This is a genomic window from Ruegeria sp. BG9 (assembly GCF_056538305.1).
The window spans coordinates 300,309-326,590 of the sequence record NZ_JBQFSY010000006.1 but is presented as its reverse complement, the minus strand read 5'-3'; the positions used below and the strand labels follow the sequence as shown (position 1 = coordinate 326,590).

Sequence of the window (26,282 nt, the reverse complement as noted above, 5' to 3'; positions counted from 1 at the left end):
CCGTTTGACCCGGAGAAGCCGACCATCACTTCGGGCATCCGTCTGGGCTCGCCCGCCGGAACCACACGCGGCTTTGGCGAGGTCGAGTTCCGCCAGATCGCGGATTGGATCATCGAAGTGGTCGACGGTCTCGCCGCCAATGGCGAAGACGGCAACGCCGAGGTCGAGGCCAAGGTCAAAGCAGAAGTCGCCGACCTCTGCGCCCGCTTCCCTATCTATCCGAACCTGTAATTCTTACCGGAAACCGAAAAAGAAAACGGCGCCAGAAATGGCGCCGTTTTTCGTTGCAACAACGTTTGGGTCAGATGAACCCGCGCCAGCGCAACACAATCATCGTCACTGCCGCCAAAGCGATCAGGCCCAACCCGACTGAGCCAAGAAAGCTCAGAAACCATCCCAATCGACGGTCCGCCAAATTGATGGCATTCAGATGGTTCTGCACCTCATCCGAGGCTTTCTCAAGCTTCGGCCCGTCCAGGACCAGACGCAGTTTCGGATGTTCAGCCATCGGTTCGGCTTGCGCCAACACCATGGCCTGCTTGTAGACTTTGCGTGGCAAACGCCGCTTGGCGCGGCGCACCGAGGCGATCAGCGTCTTGTCCTTGACCCCCAGTTTCTTGCGCAGCAACTGAATGGTCTGCGCGATCTGGGTCTGGATATCTGTTTCCTGCGTCATCTGCGCCTCCTGACGGGACAACTTAACCGCCCTGCACTGGGGCGACAATGGGGCTGGTTGTTCGGTGCCGTCGCGCGTATCACAAGACTATGCTGAATACGATCATCCATGGCGACCCGACGGACACCCCTCCTCTGTTGATTGCGCACGGGCTCTATGGCTCGGCTCGCAACTGGGGCGTCATCGCGCGGCGTCTTTCCGACGAGCGGCAGGTGATTGCCGTCGACATGCGCAACCACTCGCAGAGCCTGTGGAGCGACCAGCACGACTATCCCGATCTCGCGTCCGATCTGGCGGAAGTGATCGATAGCCTTGGTCGATCAGCCGATGTGGTGGGGCATTCGATGGGGGGCAAGGCGGCCATGATGCTGGCTTTGCAGCATGGAGGTCTGGTCCGCAAACTGGTGGTCGCTGATATTGCGCCGGTGACCTACAGCCATAGCCAGATCCAGTTCATCGAGGCGATGCGCGCAGTCGATTTCTCGCGGGTTACGCGCCGGTCGGACGCGGCGGAGCAGCTGGCAGAGCAAGGGGTTGATCCGGCGTTGCAGAGCTTCTTTACCCAATCGCTGGATATCGAGGGGAAACGCTGGCTTTTGAACCTTGATGCCCTAGCGTCCGAGATGCCCAAGATCATGGGGTTCCCTGAGGTGGACGCCCAGTGGGACGGCCCAGCGCTGTTTCTGGCCGGGGCCAATTCCGATTATGTTCTGCCCGAACACCGCGACAAGATCAAAACTCTGTTTCCCGCCGCGCGTTTTGCCAAAATCCCCGGGGCCGGGCATTGGCTGCATGCCGAAAAGCCCCGTGAATTTGAGGCCGCCGTCCGGGCGTTCCTGAACGCATAACCTGCGCCTTCAGGCGGACTCGGTGTCGCCGCCGCCATTGACCCAATCCGCCAGGCCGCCAAGGTTATAGACCTCGTCATAGCCCATATCCCTAAGGAGCTTCCCTGCCAGCGCCGCGCGCCCTCCGGCAGCGCAGTAGAGGATCACAGCCCGGTCTTTGCGCAGCTCGGGGTCATGGGATTTCAGCGTGTCATCGGCACGGAACTCAAGCATGCCGCGTGGGATGTGATGCGCGCCGGTTGCGCGACCCGACTGCTGAAGCTCGACCATGTCGCGGACATCCAGCAGAAGCGCTCCGCCCTCGATCAGCGCCTTGGCCTGATCCACTTCGATGCGCGCGACCACCGCATTGGCCGCCTCCATCATGTCCTTCACTGTTAGTGGCATTTACACCGCCCCCCATTTTGCCTACACATGCGAGGATTAGCATGCGACGACGGGTTGGTGTAGCCAAATCAAACTATTGCTCGCGAAATGCCCGAGACATGCTGTCTGAGACTGGTTTGGCGATATAGGCGGCAAAAGTGCGTTCTTCGGTCTGGATCATGATCTCGGCCGGCATGCCCGGAGTGGGTACAAACCCCCTGACACGTTTTAGCTCTTCAGGTGTTAGAGAGATGCGCGCCAAATAGACCTCTTGCGGGACGCCCTGGGAGTCCTCGACCAGCGCGTCGGCTGAGACATAGAAGACCTGACCGCTCAGAACCGGGGTTGTGCGCTGATTGAGCGCGATCAGGCGCACCGTCGCGTCCTGCCCGGTAACAACGCTGTCAATCTCGGTGCGGGGAATCTGGGCCTCGATTATCAGCGGGGCGTCTGCGGGCAGGATCTCGGCGATGGGTTCGCCGGTTTCGATCACCCCACCGGGCGTGTGGTAGTGCAGGCGCACGACGGTTCCGGTGACGGGCGCACGCACGACCGCGCGAGCCAGAACGCTGCGGGCCTGTCGGGATTTCTCGCGCACACTTTCAAGGTCGGCTTCGATCACACCCAACTCATCCAGCGCAGCCTCGCGATAGGCTGAACGGGTGCGTGATATCTGTTCTTCGTATTTCAACAGCATCTGGTTGATCTCAGCGGCTTCGGCCTGCAGGCGGGCTTGCTGGCCATCGGCCTCGGCCTGAACGCGGCGGATCGTATTGAGATCGCCTTTGCGCACCAATCCTTTTTCGAACAAGGCTTCCTTGGTCTCGAATTCCTCTTGCAGGATTTCCGAGCGTCTCTGCATGCTTTTCAACTGTGCCTCAAACCCGCTGGCGCGGATCCTTAAAGCCTCCATGTTGCGCGCCAAAAGCGCGACATCGTTCAACAGCGTTTTGCGCGAGACATCAAAGCTGAGCCGTTGGCCATCGAGGATCGTCATCACCTCAACATCATTTGATGCCTCGATCAGGTCGGGGGAGAAGTTGAGCTTTTCGCGCTCGCCATATTCTGCCAGCAACCGTTCGGTCATGGCTTGCAGGCGGATCTTGCGGATAAACAGCTCTCTCTCATTGGCCTCAGCCGAGGTCTGGTCCAGCGTCATCAGTACCTGACCGGCTTGCACGGCCTCACCTTCCGAGACCTTGATATCCTCGATAATCCCCCCCTCAAGGTGCTGAACGATCTTGTTCCGACCGGTGGCAACAAAACTGCCCTGCGCGATGACGGCCGCCGCCAGTGGCGCGCTGAAGGCCCAGACGCCGAAGCCGCCGAAACACACGACCAGCATCACGAACCCCACCACGATCAGGCGGTTGATCGAGCGTGGAACCTCGGCATACCAGACGGTCGGCTCGGACGGAGACGTGTTGACGGGTACGATATCGTTCATGATCAGCCCCCCTGCTGGCCTTCAATGCCGGGTTGTTTTCGTGGCGCATTCAGTTGCTGCAGCACCTGTTCACGCTGGCCGAACAAGGCGACGCGCCCGTCGGTCAGCAGCATGATCTTGTCCACCACATTCAGAAGTGTCGGCTTTTGCGTAATCACAACGACTGTGATCTTGCTGTCCTTGGCCTGCGCTATCGCCCGCGCCAGGGCCTGATCCCCCGCCACGTCAAGGTTCGAGTTCGGCTCATCCAACACCACCAGACGTGGGTTGCCAAAGAAGGCGCGCGCCAGAGCAATGCGTTGTTTCTGCCCACCTGACAGGGGCGATCCATCAGCGGCGACAACGGTTTCATAGCCCTGCGGCAGGGTTGCGATCATGTTGTGGACATCGGCCAGAACGGCAGCATCGTGGATTTGTTCGTCGGTCGCGTCTTCTCGCATCCGACCGATATTGTCTTTGATGGTGCCGGGGAACAGCTGAACGTCCTGCGGCAGGTAGCCGATGCTTTCGCCAAACTGGCGCGGGTCCCAGTTGCGGATGTCCATTAGGTCCAGTCGCACGCTGCCCGAAGTCGGCAGGATCGACCCCACAAGCGTCTTGCCCAGCGTCGTCTTGCCCGCGCCGGAATTACCGATGATCGCCAGCGTCTCACCGGGATTGAGCGCGAAGGTGATCCCGTTCAGCACGACGCGTTTGGTCCCGCCCGGCACATAGAGAAGGCGTTCAACATCGAGCCGTCCCTCGGGACGCGGCAGGCGCAGTTTTTCGAACTGAAGCGCGGAATTGGACAAAAGCGCGTTGATCCGGCCATAGGCCCCCCGGGTCAACAGGAAGCCGTTCCAACCTTCAATCGAGCCTTCGATGGGCGCAAAGGCACGCCCGGCGATGATCGAGGCTGCGATGACCATGCCGCCGGTGATCTCACCTTGCAGGGCCAGAAACGCCCCCCACCCCAAGATGGCGATCTGGGTCAGCAGACGCACGGCCCGCGAAATAGCAGCGAAGATCACGTTGCGATCCTGCGCGCGCACCTGCCATGTCAGAGATTGCGCGGTATCGCGGCCCCAGATCCGAACTGCCTCGGGGATCATCGCCAGCGCGTTGATGATCTGGCTGTTGCGCGACATCGAATCCAGATGCTGGTTCGCCATGGACTGGGCTTTGTTCGCCTCCGCAAACGGTTTCGCGGTCGTTTTCTGGTTGATCAGGGCAATCGTCATCAACAGCAGGGCCGTTACGACAACGATCATGCCAAGCTGCGGATGCACCAGAAAGATCATCAGAATGAAAAGCGGCGCAAAAGGCACATCCAGAAATGAGATCAGCGTGCCCGAGACCAAAAACCCGCGCACCTGCTGCAGATCCCCAAGGGTCTGATACTCGCGACCGTTGCCGTGCAATGAGGCATGGGCCGCAGCACTCAGCACAGGGGCGCCCAGCCGCGCGGCCACTTCGACCGCCGTGCGCATCAGCATGAACCGACGGACCGCATCAAAGGCCGCCTGAAAAATCACCGCTCCGGCAACGATCGTGGTCAGCATGATCAGCGTATCCAATGATCGGCTGGTCAGGACTCGGTCGCTGATCTGAAACAGGTAGATAGGAATGGCGAGGATCAGAATATTGGTGGCGCAGGTCAGCACCAGAACGAACACCAGATTGCGGTAGATCGCGCGCATCGAGACCCGCAACGTGCGCCGGAAATCCTCGGGCGGGGTTCGCTTGTGAAAGGTGTGGGGTGGCCCATTGCCGTCACCACCGCCAGATTTGGTCGGCGGCAACGGCTCGTTTGCCTTGGCCTCAATCGTAGTGCCTATGCGATCCCCACCATCTGTGCGCGCAGAGGGGGTCTTACGCGCTTTGGGTATGTTGGTGTCAACAGGATCAGAGGCCTCGGCTTCGGCCACCCCAGCGCCGCCACCTTCAGGAGTCGTATCTTGCGAAGGTTGCGGCTGTTCGCGCCGAAGGGGAGAATCGGCGCGGTGAGTGTTCTTCGGTTCTGCAGTACAGTTTTCAGCTGCTACTTTCTCCTTGTGTTTCAAGGCTTCAGGCGTATCGACGCGCAGCGCATCATGTAGCAGAAGCAGGGCTGAATCTTTGGGTTCTTGCGGCGCATTCGATCCCTTTTCGGTACGCGGCGCCTCGGACACAGCAACGCCGCCATTTCGATCCAAAGGGCTGGAACAGATGGAGCGGCGCGACGAAAACACAATCGACATAAACTAACCTTCCGGTCACTCGCTAAAATTACAGGAAATCAGGCCAGCATGGACTGCAGGCCGTCGTCAGCGCCCGCCATCTCGGTCGGGGCTGTTTGTTTGGCGACGGTTTCGTGGATCTTGGCCAGCTCGCTATTGGCCTCTTCCATCAACACGGCGATGGCATCATTTGTCAGCTCAGAGACGCCCTCCTGATCTGGCATATCATACAGGCTGGCCTGATGCAGGAGCAGATCGGAATAGGTTTCCTCAGCCGCCATCACCACCGAGTCGATCCCAGCCTTGGCAACATTTGCCGCATTCAACAGGGCATTGCTGCCCGCGATGATTTCCGTCTCGGCCGCCTTGGGCCCAGACACGTGCACATCGTCCTGATCCAGCAGCATGGTAACCTGTTCCATGATGTTGACCTGTAGCAGATCGCCCTCAATTTTCAGGGCACGTATCTGCTCCATCCCAGCGAACATGGGATCGTTAAGCAATGCGTCTTCAAGCGCGTCCATGTCTGCTTCACCCAGCGCCATGGCATTGGCCATATCCTGGTGCAGCACCTTGTGGCTGTCCTCGCCCGTTTTCGAAACGGAGGCCTCGTTCATGACAAGGTTTTCATCACCCTGCGCCGAGATCAAGCCGCCCGATACGATATCGTCATCCATTAACACGTTGGTCTGGAAAAGCATATCGACGGATATCATGTTGCCGCCGATCATGATCACATCATAGTAGCTGCCCAGCTGGACAATATCGGTGACATTGACCATCTGATTGTCGCCCATCGCATAAAGCGTCGTGCTGGCCGAGATTTCGACCTGGATGTGGTCGATATCCGTGGCGTCGATCTCTTGCTTGATGAAATTCGCAACGACCAGATCGCCACTGATCCAATCGACCGAGGCAAAGGCGGGTTGTCCTTCGGCCCCCTCAGCCTGGTTCAGCCAATAGGCGGCTTTCGCCTCAACGCCGACCGAGGCTGACTGCACCACCTTGGTTCCGCTGCTCCCGCCTTGTTCGATCTGGTCCCAATCGGAAATCACAGCGACCTGGCTGATCACAGTCAAATCCATCGCCTTGCCGCCTACGGCTATGTAGGGCGCATCAATCCAGGCAATCGTTGCCGCCACTTCGTTGACCGCAAGATTTCCGCCCGCGATGACCATATGGCCGTCGGCAAATTCTTCATCTTCCGAGCGATCCCATTCTGTGGGCAGCATATCCGGCGTTTCGGTTTCCTCATCTGGTTGGTGATAGGCCGGAAGCAGGTCGTCCCATTCCAAAGCCTCTTCAACCTTTTCGCCGTTTATGATCACACCAACGGCGTCTTCGCCGTGGAATTGGTGAACCGTGACACCTTCGATCTCGGAGTTCATCGGGTTCACAATCTGCTCGGCAATCTCAGAGAGCAGTTCAAGCGAAGCATAGTCGGCCAACGCAAAGGACGGCGCCGCCACCGCATGGAATGTCAGGGCGGTCTCGAGCATGTCCTGCCCTGCACTGATCAGAGCGTCGACATCGCGGAACTCCCCTTCTCCGACGACGTCATTGTCGCGCAGGAACAGTGTCTGGAACGTGTAGGTGACTGCTGATCCAATCAGTTCGTTCTGAAACTGGAACAGCATCAAGGGCGGTGCTTCCGACGGACCCAATGCCGCCTCGCGTACCGCCTCAGAAGGACCCTCTGGTGGGTCGAGGAAAATGTTTGTCTCATAGTTCGGGCCGTTTGCCGGGGGTGGTGGCGGCAACTCGGCCGGAGGTGTGTTGAATTTGAAAGGGATCGGGGCATAGTTACCCGGATCGGCCTTCAACGTGGCCTTGACCTCAATTCTTGTGGGGTCTGACAGATCTTCAAGTTCGACTTTCCGCCGCAGCGCGGTGAACTCTTCATACTGGTCTCTCAATCGTCCTTGTTCGATTGTCAGCTCAAAAGTTCCAACAAAATGTGCAATCGTTTCAGTAATACTGTCGAGGGACATATTAAGGTTCCTTGTCACCCGCTACGGCCGAAAATTTCCGCTTTGGGTTTGCTAAGCCGGGGCCACGTGGCGCGCCCCCGGCGGTTTTGAAGAAAGCTCGGGCTCTGAATATGGCAGAGCCCGAAACGGGTCTTAGACCTCGGTATCGTCGCTGGCGTAGGACGACGTCATCGAGCCGCCCACCATGGTCGTATCGACCGAGTTACCAAGGACGTTTGCGCCCATGACGATCGACTGGTTGAACGCCGCCGTATCGACAACAGCCGCAGCCGAGGCATAGGATTCGCCGTTCACGATGCCATCGCCACCGTTGTCGGAGCCCCAAGTACCGGCGTTTCCGCCTGCACCACCTGCGCCAGAATTGGCGCCCGAGGCCTCGCCACCGGTATTGGTTGCACCATTTGTCATGCCGCCGGTCGAGCTTCCCATGACCGCGCCGCTGGTGCCGCCGGCCGCTGTGGCCGCTCCACCATAGCCGCCGTCACCGGACATGGCCGAACCTGTCGCGCTGCCGGTTCCGGTCGAGGTCGCATCATTGTCAGCCGACCCTGCTCCGCCATATCCGGCAATCGCTTCGGCCAGACTGTCAGCGGTTCCATCGGTGTCAGCTTCTGCAAACACTTCGTTGTCACCACCATCGCCTGCTGTGTTGGTCGCATCCGCAGATCCAGCACCACTACCGGCCGAGCTCGACGTCGGCGAGGTCATGCCACCTGCACCGCCAGTACCTTCGGCAGTCGATTCACCAGTTCCGGTTGCTTCGGCCGTGCCATCGGTCGCATTGCTGCCGCCGCCGCCGCCCGATCCGTCCGGGGTTTGCAGGTTGTTGGTTGCACCTGTCACGTCACCCGGGCTTTGCGAGATGTCAGGACCTGTCGCAGACTGGTCGCCAACGCCTTGCGCGTCCGAGCTTGTGTCAACGCGGCCGCCGCCTGCGCCACCGGCACCTGCACCGCCGGGACCATTCCCGCCTGAACCCATGCCACCGGTGCCTGCACCGCCCGGACCATTACCGCCCGAACCCGCACCGCCAGGACCATTGCCGCCGGCACCTGTACCGCCCGGACCGTTACCGCCAGAGCCTGCGCCACCGGGGCCATTGCCGCCAGAGCCTGCTCCGCCAGATCCGGCGCCACCGGTTCCAGTTGCATCTCCGGCTGTGCCGCCACCGCCCGTTGTCGGATCAGGATCGGCCAGATTCAGACCAAGACCAAGATTCTGCTGGTTCAGCGCAGACAGTGCGCCCTCGGCTGTTCCAGAGGCTCCGCCAGAGCCTGTGCCACCTGGGCCAGCACCACCCGGACCATTACCGCCGGAACCTGTGCCGCCCGGTCCGTTACCACCAGTACCCGAACCGCCCGGTCCGTCGCCACCAGTGCCAGATCCGCCCGGCCCGTTACCGCCAGTTCCGTCACCACCCGGACCATTGCCACCGGTCCCAGTACCGCCAGAGCCGCTACCGCCCGGACCATTGCCGCCATCTGCGTCATTGGCCCCCATAGCGCCAGCACCCGCGATCCCAGCAGCATTGTTGCTGCCAGCGGTCGCGCCGTTGGCCTGGTTGCTGCCAGAGCTTGTGTTGTCGGCGCTACCGCTGGATTGGGCATTGCCGTCGCCAGCGTTCGAGCCTTGTGCAGACGCATCAGTGCCCGCCAGACCAAGGCCAGTTCCCATCGAACCGGATGTATTGTCGCCGCCATCCGCGTTACCGCTCGCGTTCGAGCCGGACAGACCAAGACCAACACCAAGACCCAGAGATCCAGCCGCGCCGCCTTCTCCACCATCGCCAGAGCTGCTTGCACTGGACGTTCCGGAGTTCGTCGCGTTCGAGGTGCTGTTGGCGTTGCCGCCAGCGGCGCCGGTACCGTCACCATCCGACTGCGCCCCGGATAGGCCTAGACCGATGCTGCCGTTATTCGCTTCGCCCGAGCTTGCGCCCGCTCCACCGGTTGCCGCGCCGTTCGCATCTCCGGAGTGGCCACCGAGGGCCATCGAAGTGCTGCCATGGGTATCACCCCACGCATCACCGCCATGGCTGGTGCCACCGCTGCCAGACGCTCCACCATCGGACGATGTGTCGATACCCTCTTCTGCAGTCGCGGTGCCGCCATTGGCATCACCATTCTGTTCGAAGGTACCGGAGTTGGACACGGTCGCACCGTTCAGCGTGTCATTGTCCGTCAGGCTGGCATACTGGTTGTTGAACGAGGCCATGTCATTGCCTTCGCCGTTCAACGAAATATCCAGATTCAGATCGTCACCGGGATCATAGTTCACGTCGTCTCCGGCCGTGATCACGTCACCGGTCGAGGCATCGTCGCCGATGTCTACGTCGACCTTGTCATCGTCGCGCGGAATCCACTCGCCTTCACCAAAGTCGATATCGACCCGGTTCACATTGTCATTGGTGCTGTTGCCATTGTCGCGAACGGTATTGCTGTCATTGCCACCATTGGTGTTGCTGTCATTGCCACCGTTCGTGTTGCTGTCGTTTCCACCATTGGTGTTACTGTCGTTGCCACCATTGGTGTTGCTGTCGTCACCGCCGTTTGTGTTGTCGACAGACTGTTGTTGTTGCTGTTGCTGCTGTTGGGCGTTTTCAGCCATCTCCAATTCAGGATCTTCAACACCCGGGTCTTCAACGACCGGGTCCATGTCTTCAACATCAATTTCTTCGACGGTTGTGACTGGGGATAGAATTCTACGGTCAGACATATTGCTTTCCACTCTATTGGCGCACCTGACCACCATTCATCTCAAAGGTGGTTACTCGTGCGGTTGAAACAAAAATCCGCACGGTATGCCTGAACGCATAACCCTGCGGTCTGTTGGTTCCGAGCTTTCTGCACCTCCTTTCCCGGCTAAGCCGACGTCCCCGCTGAAAAGAGATTCGCGAAAATGCGCGAAAAGCGGGCGTTAAAGGAAAAACCTTCGCAATCTGAAGTAGAGGAAGCGTCGCAGCCTTTGACAAAGCTGCCAAGCTATCGAAAAGCTCTAGAACGTCTAGCCTGTTGAAATCCGGGGATATTGCGGGAGTGGTCGGAGTTTTCGCTAAAAAATCCGACCTAAAACCCTACCAATTGGGCTTAGACGAAAGAAGCCGTTGAATTCCCTCTACTTACCCGAAATCACCGGAACACAACCCTAATCAATGGTTCTAGGACCAAGTATCAAATCCGAATATCCGGTTGCTGACCCCCTACATTTCATCTACAATAAGTCTATATTTTTAAGACTATTTCGGCTTTCGAACTGCCCGAATTACTTGTGCGAAAAACTGCGAATTGCAGTTCGGTTTTTTAGTGGGGGGACAGTAATGATTGACTCGTCTGAGCGTGACTACGCCTACCAGAATATCAAGACCGAAGACCTTTCAATTCACTTCATTGGTCGAGAGCTTTTTCTCTCCAATCAAACCCTCAGAAGCGTCCAGAACGAGTTTGACGTTCGTGCATCTCGTTTCGATTCACTGGACGACCTAACATCTACCAAAGCAAAGGATAGCCGCGTTCTCGTCGTAGATCAGGTCATGCTGGAGGATCTGCTGGAACGGCCAAGTAAATACGCGTCACAGGTTCCGTTTGGATGCCTCGCGTTTTCTTATCGCAAGGACGCCGCAGCACGGCATCTGTTTGAACGCTGGGATCGAGGCCGGTACGGCGAGATCGGCTTTCTGCCTATGAACGTCGCCCCTGACGTGTGGCGATCAATCTTGAGGCTGCTGATGCATGAGCAGCTTCACCTGCCCAGCTTCCTCGCGGATTGTATCGCGGGCCCCCAAGCGAACCCCTGCAAGGCACCGGCATCATCTGTAACGCCCAAGCCCGCCGACACACAACAGGTTGAACTCTTCGACAGGCTGACAAAACGGGAAAAAGAGGTCCTCAGGCTGGTGTCTCAAGGCCAGAGCAACAAGGTCATCGCTGCCGGGTTGGGGATCACGGAACACACCGTCAAACTGCATATGCACAATGTGGTCGGCAAAATCGGGGTCAGCAACCGGACCGCCGCCGCTCATTTCTATTTCGAGGTTGCGCCTTTTGATGCGCAAAGCCCCCGTGTTGGCTGATCTCGTGGAAGAGCGGTTTGACCGGCTGATACTGCTGGTGGGGCGGTTAAACTATATGTGGACCAACACCGAAAGCCTGCTGATCCACCTTATTGCGGGTCTGGCGGGAACCAGCAAAGACTCTGCCGTAATCATATTTCTGACCCTGAACACGACCCGCGCCCGGATTGATCTGGTTGAGCGGCTCGCGAAAATGGATGGCCGCCCCGAGGGCATTCGAGACCCGATCCTGGAGCACACAAAACGGCTTGGAAAACTGTCCGGCATTCGCAACCGGTTCAATCATTGCATCTATTCTTTCGATCCAGAAAGCGGCAACCCCAAGACCATTCTGATGCGCATTGCGGACCGGAAAACAGACATCAAAATGGGTCGCACGGATACTCTGGACGGTGAAGCCCTGCGCGAGATCGAACAGGTTGTCGAAGATCTATCCACCCTGAACCGAGATATCTGGCAGCTGATCACAAGGCTCGACTATCCGGTCTAAGGAGCTGTGTGTGGTACCCGCGGCCGGACTCGAACCGGCACGGCCTTCCGGCCCAGAGATTTTAAGTCTCTTGTGTCTACCATTCCACCACGCGGGCAACCTGTGTCGACCCGAGGTCGGCACGCGTTGAGAACTACGCCCATAGCTTTGCGAATTCAATGCGCTTCGCGGTGAAAAACGGCTGAAAAATCGCGCAAGTATCGCTGTGCTATCGGAGTCAATTCGGCAAGCATGGCCATTCCGCGATCACCTGCCCTTCTCGCACCGCTAAAACCGTTCCGAACTGGTTCAGAACAGCCTCGCTCTGGCTCGGGCGGATCAACGCGATGTCACCGGGTTTGACGGCATGGCTAGAGCGGCCGGTCCAAACCTCCTGATTGCTGGACCGCCCAAAGACCGAGGAATAGGTGAACCCGCCGGGGTGTACGGATTGGCCGAGAAAATGTCCTCCGAAGATCGCGATATGAGTTTTGCGCTGGGGCAGGAACTCCAAACCCGGCAGAGGGTTTGAAGGCATGGACTTGAGGACAGGGGTGGCCAGAAACGCAGCCGGTTGAAAGCCAGTGGTGGTCGCGTGGTCGAAATCGGATGGCTTCACGAGGATCGAGCCAAACGCAACCTCGGTGGCTGGCCCGGGTGTGTGATAGCTATGAAAGGTCAGGCTGCCGCCGGTGTTCAGGCAATAAACCGCGCCTTCAGGCAGTGCAGCCACGGCATGTTCAAACGCTTTGGCGCTGGCCTTCGTTGCCCGTGACTTCAGGAGACCGGGCAGCTTCGCCAGATGCGCCTCATACCCCATAAGCCCGCTTAAGCGCGCGTTTGGATGCGCAGAGATAACCCGTGCGAGTTCGGCAACCTGATCCACTTTCAACCCGCCACGGTGCAGGCCGATATCCACCTCAAGCGACAAACGCAGGGCCGTTTGGCTTGTTTCCGCCAAAGCCAGATACTCGCGCAGGCGTTCTGGGGTGTCGATCAGCCATTGCACCCGATCTGTGGCGTCCGGGCTGGTCTGCAACACACGCGTCGCAGAAGTAACGGGCAGCGGTTTTCCGATCAGATGGTCCGTATCTTTTTCCGCTTGCAGTAGCTCCATTAGCATCGGTTCGGAGAAGCTCATCAAGCCTGAGCTGGGGATCAGCCCGCGGATATGATCCAGCAACGGCAGGCAAGGCAGAGATTTTGCGACCAAGCGCCGGTCCAGTCCGGGGTCAGCTGCGGCCTGTGCTGCCCGGCAATTTGCCTCGACCCGATCCAGGTCTATTGCGACGACAGGCTGATCGACCCCGTGGGTGCGCAAAGCCTCGGACAACCTGGTGAGGTAGGGATCGCTCATGGCCGGAACAACCGAGCCAAGGCGGGCGTCATGAATTTGCCCTGTGGGTCCAATTCCTCACGCAGGGCGCAGAACCGGTCGAAATCCGGAAACAGGCCGGACAAGTCTTTGTAGGAAAGACTGTGCATCTTGCCCCAATGCGGGCGCCCTCCAGCCTCGAGAAATAACGGTTCCAGAGCGTTGAAATAGCGGCTGTGATCTTCACCCGCATCCGTGTGCAGCGCGATCGAGATCCGTGGGCCGCCCTGAAAAGGCGACAGGCAGGCCGTGTCACCCGCCGTCTGGCGCACTTCGATCGGAAAATAGATGTCCTTGTGGTCACGCTCTAGTCGGAGAAAGACCTCGGCCAAAATATCACCGGCAACGTCAACTGGCAGATGATACTCCATCTCCTTGAACCGAATATGTCTGTCGCTGCACAGCACCCGCCAACTTTCGCCGACGTAATCCTCATCCGAATGGGCCAACGTGAGCAGGTTCAGCAGCAGCTTGCGCAGACCGGGACTGAAGCGCCCAGCGTTTCGGGCGAGCTTCAGCACCTTGACCGCCAGCATATCCAGATCGCGAGGGGCCTTGCTTTCGGGGGCATCGGTGACGGCGTGGCGCAGCTCGACCGCTTTGCCGGTGAAGGGGATGTAGAAGAACTCAAAATTCCGGTTCTCGGCCCAATTCTGATGCATGTTGGCCAAGACATCCGGCAGATCGGTCAGCGTGACCCGACGGCGCAGATTGTATTTCGGCACGACATTGATCCGCGCCTCGGTCAGAATGCCCAATAGACCCAGCGTCACCTGCGCCATCTCCAGCGGGATTTGCGAAGTGGTCAGTATGTCACCAGTCGCCCCAATGAACTTGGCATCTGCAATCTCGGCCGCCAGGCAGGGCAAAGTGCGTCCAGTGCCATGAGTAGCCGTGGATGCAGCCCCGGCCAGAGATTGCGTGTTGATGTCGCCCAGATTGCGGAACGCCACACCCTGTTCAGCTAAGGCGGGCGAAAGATCACGCAGACGCGCATTGGCATTGGCCCAGACCTGCCCATCTTCGACAGGTCCAACCGTAGGCAAATGCAACTGTGACAGATCCAATATCCGCTCGGCCCCGCCTACGATTGGGGTAAAGGAATGCCCTGCCCCGACGACCCGCAGGTTTGCAGGTTCCGCCACCATCGCCCGCAGCTGTTCTAACCCCAAAGGGCGCGCAATCGGAGCGGTGGCGGTTTCGTTCCCGGCCCAGTTTGCCCACATGCCTAAAATCCTCCCAGAGAGAGGATTGCAGCCGATGCTCGGCCAAACAAGTCAGGATATCAGCGCATTACGCTACGTGAGGCTGCCCTTATGCGGCATCCGCCCGCTGGGCTGAGACCTTTTCGAACCAGCTGACAATCGCCTCAATATCCGGCGTCAGCTGTTCTGCCGCCCCGCCCGAGAAGGCCTGAAACTTCTCATCATTCAACCCGTTGACGCCCAGCAAAACGGGGATGTCCTGCGCCAGCGCCTCAGCAATGACGGGGCGGAAACCGCGCCCGTCGGCCTCATGCTTGCCGAACTTGTTGATGATCATCAGCTGCGGGTCATTGGCAAGCGTTGCCATGACCTGTCCTACAGCCTGCTCGAGCGCTGCAGGGTCCAGACGGCAGCCGCGCGAGTGCTCGCCTAAGGATTGCGAGATACGGATGGTCTCGCCATCGGGCAGAACCTGCACATCCATATCGCATTTGCTGCTATCGGTGCATTCCGTGTTGGTCTGCACGACCCCCGCCAGTTTGGCACCACGCGCCAGCAGGTGTGCGGCCACTGCGCTTAACAAGCGGTCAGTCGCGCCGCGATCAGTGGTGGTAACATAGGCCAGATGCATTTTTGGACCTCGTAAGTCAGACTTCGGCATAGCAGATAGCACGGGACACACTGGTCGACCACTCCTTGTGTCAGGGAAGTGGCGAGACGCCGATCACAGCACCGTGCAAACTGATCAGAAACGCAAAGACGGCAAGCGACGCAAGCCACACGTGAAGGGGCGGCCACGGTGAGGGCGCGCGCAGCGAAAACCGCGCCGTATTGCGCGACAGCCTCGGCCAATCCGCCCGCAATGACCGAGCTGTGCGGCGATCGATCAACGTCATGCCCAGCGCGGCAAAACCGGCGAACATGCCAAACAGGATCACATGAGACAAACTGCCATTCGCCAGAAGATGCGCCCCGGCCCACAGCATCAGCGCCGCCAAAAGCGGATGGCGGGTGGTGCGCAAAATACCGGGGCGGTCCGGATCAAAACCCGCCTTTCCCAGCCCACCAAAGGAAAACGGATTACTGGTGGTCAGTCCGGCCACCGCGAGCCAGCATACAACCGGCATCACGGCCAACGGCGCCCAGCGCAGCACCGGCCACGGAGGGATCACCTCGACATAGGGCGCGTTCGCCGCGGCCACGATCAGCCATGCAAGGACAACTAGGGACAAAAGCGAATACGCCAGAAGATACCCCTTTTGCCCCAGAACCGTGATCAATCTGGCCCGCACCGGAGCCCGCGCGGGAATGGCGTGGCTGAGGAAAAACGCAGTCAAAGCCGATATGAATGGCACCCAACTGGACATGGACTCTCCGATAGATGTTTCGACCCGTGTAGCGGTATCGTGCCGATTTGGTCTTGTGCCAGATCAAGTACCGGCTACAGCGCGGCCACGTCTACGTGAAATCGCCTTGCGCAACGCAAGTGACGCACTAGGGTTGACCTCATGGCTTTGCGCATTCTGTTTATGCTCCTTTTGCTTCTGTCCTCCTGCGGGCGTCCCCTGACCGAGCAGGAGCGTGGCTTTGCAAGCGCGGTGCAAGGCACGACCTTGGATCTGGATAGCGTCCGGCTGGTAAAAGGGGCTCCCGTCGTGCCAGTCACCTATTTCCGCGAAGCGCGCCCGCGTGAGGCCTGCCGGGAACGCATCCTGCCCCCTGTCGAGGCAGGGGTAGTCACCGGAAAACCGGCCGCCGTTGCCCTGTTCAACAAGGTCTATTTCGCGCGCGATTGGTATCTTGAGGACTATATGTCCGACTACCCCGAAGAGATGAACCTGATCGCCGCCATGCTGCTGGCGCACGAACTGACCCATATCTGGCAATGGCAGAATCGCGAGACCACAGGCTATCACCCGCTGCGGGCCGCAGCAGAACATGGCGGGCGCAAGGATCCGTATCTGTTCGATCTGGAAACCTCGCCCGATTTCCTGTCCTACGGGTTTGAACAGCAGGGCGCGATTGTCGAGGAATATGTCTGCTGTCGTGCACTGGACCCTCAGGCGCAGCGCACCAAAAGGTTGCACGATATGCTGGGGGAGCACTTCGATCTGTCCCCGCTGCCACAGACCGGCCGTGAGCGGGACATCGCAATCCCTTGGAGCGAGGCAAAGATCGAAGGCATCTGCAGCTAAGGCTTAGCTGTCCTGCAGGGTTTTCAGATACTCCACCAGATCCACGATGGGCTGGCTGGTCAGAATAGGTTGCCCATCGGGCGTTTTGATCGCGGTGTCCTGCCCTTCGAAATACGGGCCATAAACTGGCATTGGACTGCCGTGGCTCACCAACGGATCACGCCCGTCAATCCGCGCCACCACACGGGCCGTTGGGAAGGCACCGTCCGCGTTTGCCAGTGTCTTCAGGTTGGTTGGCTGAATGACCAGCACACCCGCCATCGGCCCATGGCCGGTTGCATCAATCCCGTGACAGGTGGCGCAATAGTGCTGGTAAAGCTCAGCGCCTTTCTCTGCATCCTGCGCCCATAGGGGGACAGACATGGCAATCAGAGCTGACGCCGTTGCAAAACAAAGCTTTGTGATCATCGCATCCTCCTACCACATTTGCTCTCAACAGGCTTGCCCGCTGCGCGGCTTGGCGCAATGATCCAGATCAACGAATACGGGTAAAGAGGGTTCGGGCCATGACACACTACGCAGCCATCATGTTGGCCGCCGGGATCGGAGTCCCTATCCTGGCAGCTTTGAACGCGGCGCTCGGCAAGCTTATCGGCTCGCCGACAACAGCGGCTGTGATCCTGTTTGCCATCGCCTTCGGGTCTTCCGCGCTGGTGATGGTGGTCTTTCCCGGTTTTGAGGCGTTGTCAAAAGTGGCGCAGGCCCCAAAACACCTGTTGCTGGCGGGTGTTCTGATTGCTTTCTACGTCCTGTCGATCACCCATGTCGCGCCGCATTTCGGCGTCGGCAATGCCGTGTTCTTTGTCCTATTGGGACAATTGATCAGCACGGCCGCCATCGACCATTTCGGCTTGTTCGGCGCACAGGTCACGCCACTTACCCTGATGCGCGCGGGTGGGATTGCGGTGATGGCAATCGGAGTTGCGATCACTCAACTGGCTTGAGCACTCCGCCTTCCAGCCTGACGACGCGGTCCATCCGTGCGGCCAAGTCCAGATTGTGCGTGGCGATCAGAGCGGAAAGGCCCTGGTCGCGAACCAGGGTCATCAGAGCCTCAAACACCTGATCCGACGTATCCGGATCAAGGTTGCCCGTCGGCTCATCCGCCAGCAAAACGCGCGGCGCGTTGGCCAGAGCGCGACAGAACGCGACCCTCTGCTGTTCACCCCCGGACAGCGCCGCCGGTCGGTGATCGGCGCGTTGGGCGACTCCGACGCGGTCCAACAGAGACATCGCCCTGCCCTGCGCGTCCCGCTCGGACACACCGTTGGCGAGTTGTGGCAGGGTGACGTTCTCCAGCGCTGTGAATTCGGGCAGCAGGTGGTGGAACTGATAGACGAACCCAACATCCTGACGTCGCACAGAGGTGCGCGTGCGGTCGCCTTTGCCAGCGAGGTTTTGCCCCGCAATCTCAACGCTTCCGCTGTCCGGCGTGTCCAGCAGCCCGGCGATATGCAACAGGGTCGACTTGCCTGCACCCGACGGCGCAACAAGCGCGACGGCCTCCCCTGCCTGCAACTCCAGATCAATCCCGCGCAAAACCTGCACCTCACCGGGGGTTCCCTGCAGGTAGGTTTTCGTCAGGCCGTTCAGCCGCAAGCTCGCATCATTCATAGCGCAGCGCCTCAACCGGGTTCAGCCGCGCGGCGCGGCGGGCGGGGAAATAGGTGACAAGAAAAGACAGGCCCAGAGACAAGCCAATCGCCTTCAGAACATCGCTGAGGTGAAGCTCGGCGGGCAAGGCGTAGATCCCTCGGATCGACGGATCCCAGACACCGCCGCCCATGGCGTAGTTCACAAACGAGAAGATCGGGTCGATATAGAGCGCAAACAGGCAACCCAGGATCACACCCATGACCGTTCCTATGATGCCCGTGAAGGCGCCGCAGATGAAAAACACCCGCAGGACCGAGCCCTCGCTGAGACCAATGGTGCGCAGGATACCGATGTCTCGGCCTTTGTTTTTAACCAACATAATCAGGCCCGAGACGATGTTCATTGCCGCAATGAGGACAAGGATCGACAGGATGATGAACATCACGTTGTCCTCAACCTCCAGTGCCCTCAAGAACCCGCCCGAGGCATCCTGCCACGTCCAGATTTGGCTGCGCTCACCTGCGGCCTCAAGGATCGGAATTAGGATTGGATTGAGGTTTTCGGGGCGTTCGACCATGACCTCGATCTCGTCGGCGACGCCCTCACGGTTGAAGAAACTCTGCGCCTGCGAGAACGGCATATAGACCCGCGTGCGGTCGATATCGTAACGCCCGGCCGAGAACACATAGATCACTCGATATGCATTCACCCGTGGCGATGTTCCAAAGGCGGTTTTGACCCCGTTGGGCGAAGTCAGTTTGACGGTGTCGCCAACCGTGGCGCCAATGCTGCGTGCTACGCCGGAGCCGATGGCGATGACGTCTTTGCCCGTCTGAAACTCGGACAGATCGCCAACCGCTTCCTCGCTTTCCGCAATCCCCGGCAAGTCGCGCAGATCGTCCGGTCGCATCCCGAACACCTGAACCCCACTGCTGCGGTCGCGGTTGGTGATCAGCACCTGCCCTTTGACCAAGGGGGCGACCCGCTCAACGCTGGGAACCTGCGCCAGACGCGCCGTACGATCCTCAAAATCCGCAATGGTCCGGTCAACCCGCCCCTGCGCGTCGATCTCACCCGAGGAATAGACCGTCACATGCGCGTTGGCCCCCAGAATGGTGCCAACGAATTCCGCCCGGAACCCCGAGCGCACCGCTAGGGTCGCAATCAGGGCAAAAACAGCCAGCGTGATCCCGATCAGCGAGATCCAGGTCATCACGCTGACGCCACCCTCGGCCCGACGCGCGCGTAGGTAGCGCCAGGCGATCTTCCATTCAAAAGGGGCGAAAGGCGGGGGTGTTTTGGCCATGCCTGCTCCGGGTTGTTTTCTGGTTTGGCGCGACCCTCTCGGCATTTCGCCCGAGGGTCAAGCCGCTTGTCCTTATGGCTCAGCTCGAAAGCGCGGAAGTTTGCTGCAGAACCTCTTCGGTCACCTGGCGATCGCATATGCCACGCGTTTCAAGGGCCGCATAGACTTGCCCGCGCAAATCCTCTGGCAAGTTTGCAACCGCCCTGTTGTGCAGCCCCAGGGTCAGCGATCTGTCGTCCTGCAGCCGCGCGACCAGCTTAGCCAGTTCATCCGTGGAATAAGTCGGCCACATCCCAATATGCGCAGGGTCAGCGGGTTCGAACCAGGGCGCATAGCCATGAGGTGACTTCAGACAGAAGGCGTTCATCAACATGAACTCCGATGGCCGCCGTTTAGACGCGAAAAGCGCCTGAACCGAGCCGTAGCGTGTATTGATCTCATCAAGCAGCGAAAGGATCAGCGTCCGGCGCACCGGGAAAGGCGTGGAAAACGTCGTGGTGCGCAGATCGTCCGATAGCGTTTGTTCAACACCCAAAGCCTCAAGGCTCTGGAGCAACCAATTGCGGTGATAGTCGCTGTGAACTGGCATGAACTGAATGCGAGCTGGTCCTTGGGGGGAGAAAAACTCGCCTTCTTCGAACGACCGCAGGAACAGGTTCTTGGTGTCGAGAATGACGATGTTCTCGGCCTCTGCCACCCGCGCCGCGCCCAGTTTCAGCACCTGCTGCATTCGGTAGCCATTGTTGCCCCTCCATCCGCCTTTGCGGATCAGCGGCAGGCGATAGCGGTCTTCGATGAGGATACGATCTTTCAGCGGCCGCTTGGCAGTGTGCCCCTCGCCCAGCAACACCTCTTCGCCCTTCAGAATCCGCACTTTAGGACGCAGCGGGCCATAGTGTTGCAGGATCGGTTCGATCTTCGCTGCTAGCCCGGCCTCATCTATATCGTTCAGAATAACATGGATCGAGGCCAGCTGATCCGGCGCAACAAACCTGGCCATAGACATCGCCTGAAGCCTGAGCAGCGGATAATCCTTGGAATAGACAATAGAGGCGAAACTCAGCACGAACCTGCGGCCTTTCTCTGGGGCGTGCCCTCGTCTATCAGCAAATCTGCCGAGGTCAAATTGCACTGCCTCCAGATCGAAACGAATCACTTACCGGTCCTTTGGCAGGGTAAAAGTAGTCTTGCCCGCCAATTGGTTACACCAGAGGTTGTGACGACCTTCACAGACAGGCCGCTATTGTTTCAGCTATGAAGTCAATATCGGCATTGCGTGAGGCACTGAACTCAAAATGCCACAACAATTGAGCAATTTTATTTCGCTTTTTGCTTAATATCAGAAACTTTGTCACCCTGACTTTGGGGGAACACATTTGAAAGAGCGGGGGTCGCTCATGAATATTCAAAATACAACACTTGGGACGGGCCCGATTTTGGCCCACAAACCTTCATCAGATTTGGATTGTGAGACTGCAGCACTGCTTCGTGCAGCGATCCGTCCGATCTTTGCAAGCGCAGTTAGCTGGAACAATTTGGCCGAGGTCCTAAGGGACAAGGGCTATCGTCTTGCCTTTCGCGAAGGGCGCCTGTGCGTCACTGATCGCGACACCGGCGCACGCATCTGCGGGATCCGGTTTCTGGGCTTTGAGCTTCGGGAACTTGTACGCCGCATGGGGCGTCCGATCGTTGTGGCCCGCGGGAACGATGCAGACGGCGACATTCTGACCGCGCGTCCTGTGGTACGGGCTTAGTAGCTGCGCCAAAACTGAACGGATCGGCGCAGGGATTTTGCCAGACTCTGGCGCGCGGCGGTCTTGATCGGCTCGGGTGTGTCGGGTCGCCGTAACAGTTCCCAGATCAGACGAGCAGGCATGTGTCCGCGTCGATAGAACCCGGCGAAATCATCCAGACTGAGGGCTTTCGCGGATTTGAACCCCGCATAGTAGTTCATCCAGACCCGAGCGTAATCCTTGCCGGTCGCGTCCTGATCACTGGTCGCGCCACGATCCCAGAACAGTGAGATCGGATCATCCATACGCTCACCCTGATAGTCCGATCCAATCAGGCGCAGCATCAGGTCATAGTCGGCAGCAATACGGAACTGGCTATCGTGCCCGCCCAGCGCCTGAAACACATCACGACGAATGAAGACCGAGTTATGGCAGAACGGCATGCGCTGCAGGATAGCTTTCAGCGACATGCGCTTTTCCATCGTCTCACCGCCATCCTCATAACGGCGCAGCGTTGAGCCATATAGGAAATCAGGCTTGGTCGCCTCCAGCCGATCTGCGGCTTGGTTGAGAATATCATCCGAGGCCAGCGAGTCGTCTGAGTTCAGGAACAAAAGGTATTCACCCTTTGCTGCCTGCGCGCCCTTGTTCATCGCGTCATACAAACCGCCATCCGGTTCACTGATCACACTCGTGCGCGGCATCCCTTCGGTCAACTCGTGCAACAGAGCGACGGTGCCGTCGGTTGAGGCGCCGTCTTGAATTATATGCTCGGCTCGCGCGCAATTTTGGCGCTGCATGCAATCGACAACGCCTTTGAAACTGTCCTGCCGTCCTTGGGACAGCAGGTTGTAGGTCGCGGTGATGACCGAGATGAGCGGATCAGGCGATCTGCTCATAAATCCCGGCAATTTTGGTGACGGCGGCTTCGGGGCTCAGTTCTTCGCTTTCACCTGTGCGGCGGCAGGTCAGTTCGACCACACCGTTTTTCAGGCCGCGCGGTCCGACAGTGATACGCCATGGCAAGCCGATCAGGTCCATGGTGGCGAACTTGCCCCCTGCCCGCTCGTTGCGGTCGTCGTAGAGGGGCTCAAGACCCAGAGCGGTCAGAGCACCATAGAGCTTGTCACAGGCCGCATCCGCCTCTTCATCGCCCTGTTTCAGATTGACGATGCCACAGTGGAACGGCGTCACGCCCTCGGGCCAGATAATGCCCTTGTCGTCATGGCTGGCCTCGATGATCGCGCCGATCAGGCGGCTGACGCCGATACCATGGCTGCCCATGTGAACCGGAACTGGCTTGCCATCGGGGCCTTGAACGGTCGCGCCCATGGCTTCCGAATACTTGGTGCCGAAGTAGAAGATCTGACCCACTTCGATCCCGCGCGCCACGCGGCGGCGCTCTTCAGGGATCTGGTTGAACAGCGCCTCATCGTGGGTTTCGTCCGTGCGCGCGTATTTTGAGGTGAACTCCTCCAAGATCGCCTGACATTGCGCGCGGTCATCGTAATCGATCTGACGGTCGCCGAAGGTCAGGTCGGTGACCGCGCTGTCATAGAAGACCTCGGACTCGCCGGTTTCGGCCAGTACGAGGAATTCGTGGGTGTCATCGCCACCAATCGGGCCAGAATCCGCACGCATCGGGATCGCCTGCAGGCCCATGCGTTCGTAAGTGCGCAGGTAGCTCACCAGATGGCGGTTATATGCGTGCAGCGCGTCTTCCTTGGTCAGGTCGAAATTGTAGCCATCCTTCATGTAGAATTCGCGCCCCCGCATCACGCCGAAACGCGGGCGGATTTCATCGCGGAATTTCCACTGGATTTGATAGAGGGTCAGCGGCAGGTCCTTGTAGCTGCTGACATGGCCACGGAAGATGTCGGTCACCAGCTCCTCAGCCGTCGGCGTATACAGCATGTCGCGACCATGGCGGTCCTGCATCCGCAGCATCTCTTGGCCGTAGTCATCATAGCGGCCGGACTCGCGCCACAGGTCCGCCGATTGCAGGATTGGCATCTGGATCGCGATATGGCCTGCCCGCGCCTGTTCCTCATGTACAATGTTTTCAAGCTTGCGCAGGACTTTGAAGCCCAACGGCAGCCAGGAATAGATCCCGGCAGCAGCCTGCTTGATCATCCCGGCGCGCAGCATCAGCCGGTGGCTGACGATCTGGGCCTCGGAGGGGTTTTCCTTGAGAACGGGCAGAAAGTAACGGCTAAGGCGCATTGGGTGACCTTCAAAGGTGGATTTGAGCTTTTCAAGGTGATTATGCCAAACCCCCGCCGGGGGCAATCGGCCATTGGTGATTTTGCGACCTCAGGTCCGTCGCATTTTTTATTGACCCGCCAATCAGGAACATAAAGTGTGACGGAAATGTAAAATCATGAGGCACCGATGCAGACAATCTCGGAACCCGCCCGTCAAATCCCTGTTGTTCACCAGACAGATGTTCTGGTCGTCGGCTCCGGCCCCGCAGGGCTAGCCGCCGCCTTGGCCACCGCGCGCGCCGGGGCCGAAGTGTCGCTGGTCGATCGTTTCGGCTGCATGGGCGGCAATATTACCGCCGTGGGGGTCGAAGGATTCGCCTGGTATCGCCACGAACAAACGGTCGAGGCTGGTGGTATCGGCATGGAGTTCGAGACCCGCGCCAAAGACATGGGCGCCGCAGTGCCGGAAAGTCAGTCGCTCAGCTATGAGCTGGACAGCGAAGGGTTCAAGCTGGTGGCCGACAAGTTGGTCGAAGAAGCGGGTGTGCATCCGATGCTGCACCGTCAGTTCGTCGCCCCCATCATGGAGGGTGACCGGATCACCGGCATCATCACCGAATCCAAAGCCGGGCGCGAGGCGGTTCTGGCCAAGGTCGTGATCGACGCGACCGGCGACGCAGATGTCGCCCATCGCGCCGGTGCCCCCACACACAAAACCGCGAGAGAGGATATGATGGCCGCTTCGGTCATGTTCCATCTCGCCGGTGTAGACAAACGCGCCTTTATGGAAGGCGTCAAGGCCGACCCCCAGACCTATAAAGACTGGGGCGGTGGTGGCGAATGGAACATCGAAACTTCGGGCAAAGAGGACGACATGTTCTCTCCCTTCGTTCACAAGCCTTTCCAGCAGGCAATTGATGAGGGGTTGATCCCGCCTCATCTGAACACCATCGCAGGCACCTGGGGCGCGATGCACGACACGGGTGAGCTGACCTATATGAACCTCATCCATCTGGCTGAAATCGACGGCACCGACCCCGACAGCCTCACAAAGGGTGAGATCGAAGGCCGGCGTCAATCCATGCTCGCCATCGAGGCGCTGCGTCGCTTCATGCCCGGTTGCGAAAACGCTCGGCTGCGGAATTTCGGGATGACCATCGGCATCCGCGACACTCGAAAGATCGACGCAGTCTACAATATGACCGAAAATGACGCGCGCCATCAGGGCCGGTTTGAGGATACGATTGGCATCTATCCCGAGTTCATCGACGGCTACGGCATCCTGATCCTGCCGACCACCGGCCGCTATATGCAAGTGCCCTATCGCTCGATGCTTCCCAAAGGGATCAAGGGGCTTTTGGTTGCCGGACGCTCACACGGGGCCGACAAAGTGGCCCATGCGGCAACGCGCAACATGGCGTGCTGCGCGGTCATGGGACAAGGGGCCGGCATCGCGGCAGCCTTGTCACTGAAAAGCAACCAGGAGCTGCACAGCATGAACCTTACCCCTGTTCACGCTGAACTGGACCGTCAAGGCGTCAGGATTCACTGATGGACTACATTCCGACAATCGACCTCAACCCACTTCGCGACGCCACGCATCCCGACCGGGACCAAACCGTGCAGCAGATCATGGAAGCCTGCACTGAGATCGGTTTCCTATCGATCACGGGCACTGGCGTTCCCGAGGCTACTGTTGATAAGGTGCGCGACATGGCGCGCGCGATTTTTTCGGTCGAAGAGGCCTCTAAATGGCAACAAGCCATCACCCGCGAGAACTATCGCGGGTTTATCCCGATGGGGTTCTTCACGCCCAATGACGGCTCGGGCAAAGCCGACAAATATGAAGGCTACAAGCTGCATCACGAAGTCGACGCCGAGGCTGCAATCCGTGAAGATTGCGGGCTGTATGGCCCAAACATCTGGCCGGTCGAAGTGCCGGGGGCGCGCGATGTCATCCTGACCTACTGGTCGATGCTGGATGACGTGGCAGACCTTCTGCTCGCAGCGCTCGAAACCGGGCTGGAGTTGCCGGAACGCCAATTGCGCGACGCGTTTCGAGACCCGATGACCAACATGACCCTTCTGCACTACCCTCCGCAGGAGCCGGATGAGGGCGGCTATGGTATCCACCCGCACAAGGACACCGACGCGCTGACCATCATCGCACCAGATCCCGTCGGAGGGCTGGAGGTGCAAACCCGCACCGGTGACTGGATCACACCCGACTGCCCGCCCGGTGGCTTCGTCGTCAATATCGGCGACATGCTGGAACTGTGGTCGGGCGGCCGACTGAAATCCACGCCGCACCGTGTGGTCAATCGATCGGGGCGCGAGCGCTACTCATTCCCCTATTTCGCCGTTCCGCGCCACGATGTGGTTGTCGAGCCTCTGTTACCCGCCCTGCCCGGCTTTGACCGCCCCGCCGTGCATTGCGGCCATTGGTCCGCTGAAATCTGGCGCACCAACTGGCCGGATGAGACCGCGACAGGGGATACTCCGGAACTGGGCACGCTGACCGACTGACCCGCAGAAACCAAGGCCCATGAACCGCTTGCATCGCCGCGCGTCATGGGCCAAGAACATGGCAACGCTGTGCAACAA

At 59.2% G+C, this 26,282-nt stretch carries 24 protein-coding genes, 1 tRNA gene and 1 pseudogene; 9 read left to right on the top strand and 17 right to left on the bottom strand.

Annotated elements, in window-relative coordinates:
* A pseudogene (glyA, locus tag ACR0I8_RS12845) lies at window positions 1-231 on the top strand (serine hydroxymethyltransferase); the annotation flags it as partial.
* A 70-nt stretch (window positions 232-301) separates the two neighbouring features.
* Here glyA and ACR0I8_RS12840 read toward each other — a convergent pair.
* The gene (locus ACR0I8_RS12840) at window positions 302-676 is read right to left on the bottom strand and encodes a hypothetical protein (RefSeq protein ID WP_170691307.1); all 375 of its coding nucleotides are present in this window, start codon (window positions 674-676) and stop codon (window positions 302-304) included.
* An 89-nt stretch (window positions 677-765) separates the two neighbouring features.
* On the opposite strand from ACR0I8_RS12840, the gene ACR0I8_RS12835 reads away from it, so the two are divergent.
* Window positions 766-1,524, top strand: a complete 759-nt coding sequence (locus ACR0I8_RS12835; protein ID WP_170691305.1) for an alpha/beta fold hydrolase — start codon at window positions 766-768, stop codon at window positions 1,522-1,524.
* A 9-nt stretch (window positions 1,525-1,533) separates the two neighbouring features.
* Here the strand turns inward: ACR0I8_RS12835 and ACR0I8_RS12830 are convergent, their stop codons facing one another.
* The 5 genes from ACR0I8_RS12830 to ACR0I8_RS12810 all read right to left on the bottom strand — a co-directional run bounded on the left by ACR0I8_RS12830 (window position 1,534) and on the right by ACR0I8_RS12810 (window position 10,241).
* Window positions 1,534-1,911 carry a rhodanese-like domain-containing protein gene (locus ACR0I8_RS12830; RefSeq protein ID WP_170691304.1) on the bottom strand — a complete coding sequence of 126 codons (378 nt, stop codon included), beginning with the start codon at window positions 1,909-1,911 and terminating at the stop codon, window positions 1,534-1,536.
* A gap of 73 nt (window positions 1,912-1,984) precedes the next feature.
* Window positions 1,985-3,337: an HlyD family type I secretion periplasmic adaptor subunit gene (locus tag ACR0I8_RS12825; RefSeq protein ID WP_170665526.1), complete on the bottom strand. Its 1,353-nt coding sequence runs from the start codon at window positions 3,335-3,337 to the stop codon at window positions 1,985-1,987.
* Between the two features lie 2 nt (window positions 3,338-3,339).
* Window positions 3,340-5,556 carry a type I secretion system permease/ATPase gene (locus ACR0I8_RS12820; RefSeq protein WP_170691302.1) on the bottom strand — a complete coding sequence of 739 codons (2,217 nt, stop codon included), beginning with the start codon at window positions 5,554-5,556 and terminating at the stop codon, window positions 3,340-3,342.
* 38 nt (window positions 5,557-5,594) lie between these two features.
* Window positions 5,595-7,526 (bottom strand): type I secretion protein, encoded by a 1,932-nt coding sequence (locus tag ACR0I8_RS12815; RefSeq protein WP_170691300.1) that lies wholly within the window; start codon window positions 7,524-7,526, stop codon window positions 5,595-5,597.
* A gap of 132 nt (window positions 7,527-7,658) precedes the next feature.
* Window positions 7,659-10,241 carry a hypothetical protein gene (locus tag ACR0I8_RS12810; RefSeq protein ID WP_170691299.1) on the bottom strand — a complete coding sequence of 861 codons (2,583 nt, stop codon included), beginning with the start codon at window positions 10,239-10,241 and terminating at the stop codon, window positions 7,659-7,661.
* Between the two features lie 601 nt (window positions 10,242-10,842).
* Between ACR0I8_RS12810 and ACR0I8_RS12805 the strand changes: the two genes are divergently transcribed.
* Together ACR0I8_RS12805 and ACR0I8_RS12800 are read left to right on the top strand one after the other, a co-directional pair.
* On the top strand, window positions 10,843-11,595 hold the full coding sequence (locus ACR0I8_RS12805; protein WP_170691297.1) for a response regulator transcription factor: 753 nt from the start codon (window positions 10,843-10,845) through the stop codon (window positions 11,593-11,595).
* Complete coding sequence (locus ACR0I8_RS12800; RefSeq protein WP_170691295.1) at window positions 11,570-12,085, top strand: hypothetical protein; 516 nt, start codon at window positions 11,570-11,572, stop codon at window positions 12,083-12,085. Before ACR0I8_RS12805 ends, ACR0I8_RS12800 begins: the two co-directional genes overlap by 26 nt.
* 11 nt (window positions 12,086-12,096) lie before the next feature.
* Here ACR0I8_RS12800 and ACR0I8_RS12795 read toward each other — a convergent pair.
* The 5 genes from ACR0I8_RS12795 to ACR0I8_RS12775 all read right to left on the bottom strand — a co-directional run bounded on the left by ACR0I8_RS12795 (window position 12,097) and on the right by ACR0I8_RS12775 (window position 16,011).
* Window positions 12,097-12,182 (bottom strand) — tRNA-Leu (locus ACR0I8_RS12795).
* A 120-nt stretch (window positions 12,183-12,302) separates the two neighbouring features.
* On the bottom strand, window positions 12,303-13,421 hold the full coding sequence (locus tag ACR0I8_RS12790) for an alanine racemase (protein WP_170691293.1): 1,119 nt from the start codon (window positions 13,419-13,421) through the stop codon (window positions 12,303-12,305).
* A complete protein-coding gene (locus ACR0I8_RS12785; RefSeq protein WP_170691291.1) occupies window positions 13,418-14,665 on the bottom strand; it encodes a D-arabinono-1,4-lactone oxidase in 1,248 nt (415 codons plus the stop codon). The genes ACR0I8_RS12790 and ACR0I8_RS12785 overlap by 4 nt, the downstream gene beginning before the upstream one ends.
* Window positions 14,666-14,753: 88 nt before the next feature.
* The gene (locus tag ACR0I8_RS12780) at window positions 14,754-15,275 is read right to left on the bottom strand and encodes a DUF2478 domain-containing protein (protein WP_170691289.1); all 522 of its coding nucleotides are present in this window, start codon (window positions 15,273-15,275) and stop codon (window positions 14,754-14,756) included.
* A 70-nt stretch (window positions 15,276-15,345) separates the two neighbouring features.
* Window positions 15,346-16,011 carry an NnrU family protein gene (locus ACR0I8_RS12775; protein ID WP_480703225.1) on the bottom strand — a complete coding sequence of 222 codons (666 nt, stop codon included), beginning with the start codon at window positions 16,009-16,011 and terminating at the stop codon, window positions 15,346-15,348.
* Between the two features lie 141 nt (window positions 16,012-16,152).
* Here ACR0I8_RS12775 and ACR0I8_RS12770 point away from each other — a divergent pair, with 141 nt between their 5' ends.
* Complete coding sequence (locus ACR0I8_RS12770) at window positions 16,153-16,839, top strand: hypothetical protein (RefSeq protein WP_170477161.1); 687 nt, start codon at window positions 16,153-16,155, stop codon at window positions 16,837-16,839.
* Between the two features lie 3 nt (window positions 16,840-16,842).
* On the opposite strand, the gene ACR0I8_RS12765 is transcribed toward ACR0I8_RS12770, so the two are convergent.
* Window positions 16,843-17,247, bottom strand: coding sequence for a c-type cytochrome (locus ACR0I8_RS12765; protein WP_170471756.1), 405 nt, complete (start codon window positions 17,245-17,247; stop codon window positions 16,843-16,845).
* A 98-nt stretch (window positions 17,248-17,345) separates the two neighbouring features.
* On the opposite strand from ACR0I8_RS12765, the gene ACR0I8_RS12760 reads away from it, so the two are divergent.
* Window positions 17,346-17,783, top strand: coding sequence for a DMT family transporter (locus tag ACR0I8_RS12760; protein WP_170471758.1), 438 nt, complete (start codon window positions 17,346-17,348; stop codon window positions 17,781-17,783).
* On the opposite strand, the gene ACR0I8_RS12755 is transcribed toward ACR0I8_RS12760, so the two are convergent.
* The 3 genes from ACR0I8_RS12755 to ACR0I8_RS12745 all read right to left on the bottom strand — a co-directional run bounded on the left by ACR0I8_RS12755 (window position 17,767) and on the right by ACR0I8_RS12745 (window position 20,807).
* The gene (locus tag ACR0I8_RS12755) at window positions 17,767-18,453 is read right to left on the bottom strand and encodes an ABC transporter ATP-binding protein (RefSeq protein WP_170691286.1); all 687 of its coding nucleotides are present in this window, start codon (window positions 18,451-18,453) and stop codon (window positions 17,767-17,769) included. The two genes, ACR0I8_RS12760 and ACR0I8_RS12755, sit on opposite strands and share 17 nt — an antisense overlap.
* Entirely contained in the window at window positions 18,446-19,741 is a 1,296-nt protein-coding gene (locus ACR0I8_RS12750; RefSeq protein WP_170691284.1) for a lipoprotein-releasing ABC transporter permease subunit, read from the bottom strand. Before ACR0I8_RS12750 ends, ACR0I8_RS12755 begins: the two co-directional genes overlap by 8 nt.
* A gap of 79 nt (window positions 19,742-19,820) precedes the next feature.
* On the bottom strand, window positions 19,821-20,807 hold the full coding sequence (locus ACR0I8_RS12745; protein ID WP_480703230.1) for a DUF6492 family protein: 987 nt from the start codon (window positions 20,805-20,807) through the stop codon (window positions 19,821-19,823).
* A 331-nt stretch (window positions 20,808-21,138) separates the two neighbouring features.
* On the opposite strand from ACR0I8_RS12745, the gene ACR0I8_RS12740 reads away from it, so the two are divergent.
* Window positions 21,139-21,495, top strand: coding sequence for a hypothetical protein (locus tag ACR0I8_RS12740; protein WP_170378069.1), 357 nt, complete (start codon window positions 21,139-21,141; stop codon window positions 21,493-21,495).
* On the opposite strand, the gene ACR0I8_RS12735 is transcribed toward ACR0I8_RS12740, so the two are convergent.
* Together ACR0I8_RS12735 and proS are read right to left on the bottom strand one after the other, a co-directional pair.
* Window positions 21,492-22,373: a glycosyltransferase family 2 protein gene (locus ACR0I8_RS12735; protein WP_170691281.1), complete on the bottom strand. Its 882-nt coding sequence runs from the start codon at window positions 22,371-22,373 to the stop codon at window positions 21,492-21,494. The genes ACR0I8_RS12740 and ACR0I8_RS12735 overlap by 4 nt on opposite strands.
* Window positions 22,357-23,697 (bottom strand): proline--tRNA ligase, encoded by a 1,341-nt coding sequence (gene proS, locus ACR0I8_RS12730; RefSeq protein ID WP_170378065.1) that lies wholly within the window; start codon window positions 23,695-23,697, stop codon window positions 22,357-22,359. Before proS ends, ACR0I8_RS12735 begins: the two co-directional genes overlap by 17 nt.
* Before the next feature lie 168 nt (window positions 23,698-23,865).
* Here proS and ACR0I8_RS12725 point away from each other — a divergent pair, with 168 nt between their 5' ends.
* The gene (locus ACR0I8_RS12725) at window positions 23,866-25,230 is read left to right on the top strand and encodes an FAD-dependent oxidoreductase (protein WP_170691279.1); all 1,365 of its coding nucleotides are present in this window, start codon (window positions 23,866-23,868) and stop codon (window positions 25,228-25,230) included.
* The gene (locus ACR0I8_RS12720; protein WP_170691277.1) at window positions 25,230-26,204 is read left to right on the top strand and encodes an isopenicillin N synthase family oxygenase; all 975 of its coding nucleotides are present in this window, start codon (window positions 25,230-25,232) and stop codon (window positions 26,202-26,204) included. Before ACR0I8_RS12725 ends, ACR0I8_RS12720 begins: the two co-directional genes overlap by 1 nt.
* The last annotated feature ends 78 nt before the right edge of the window (window positions 26,205-26,282 follow it).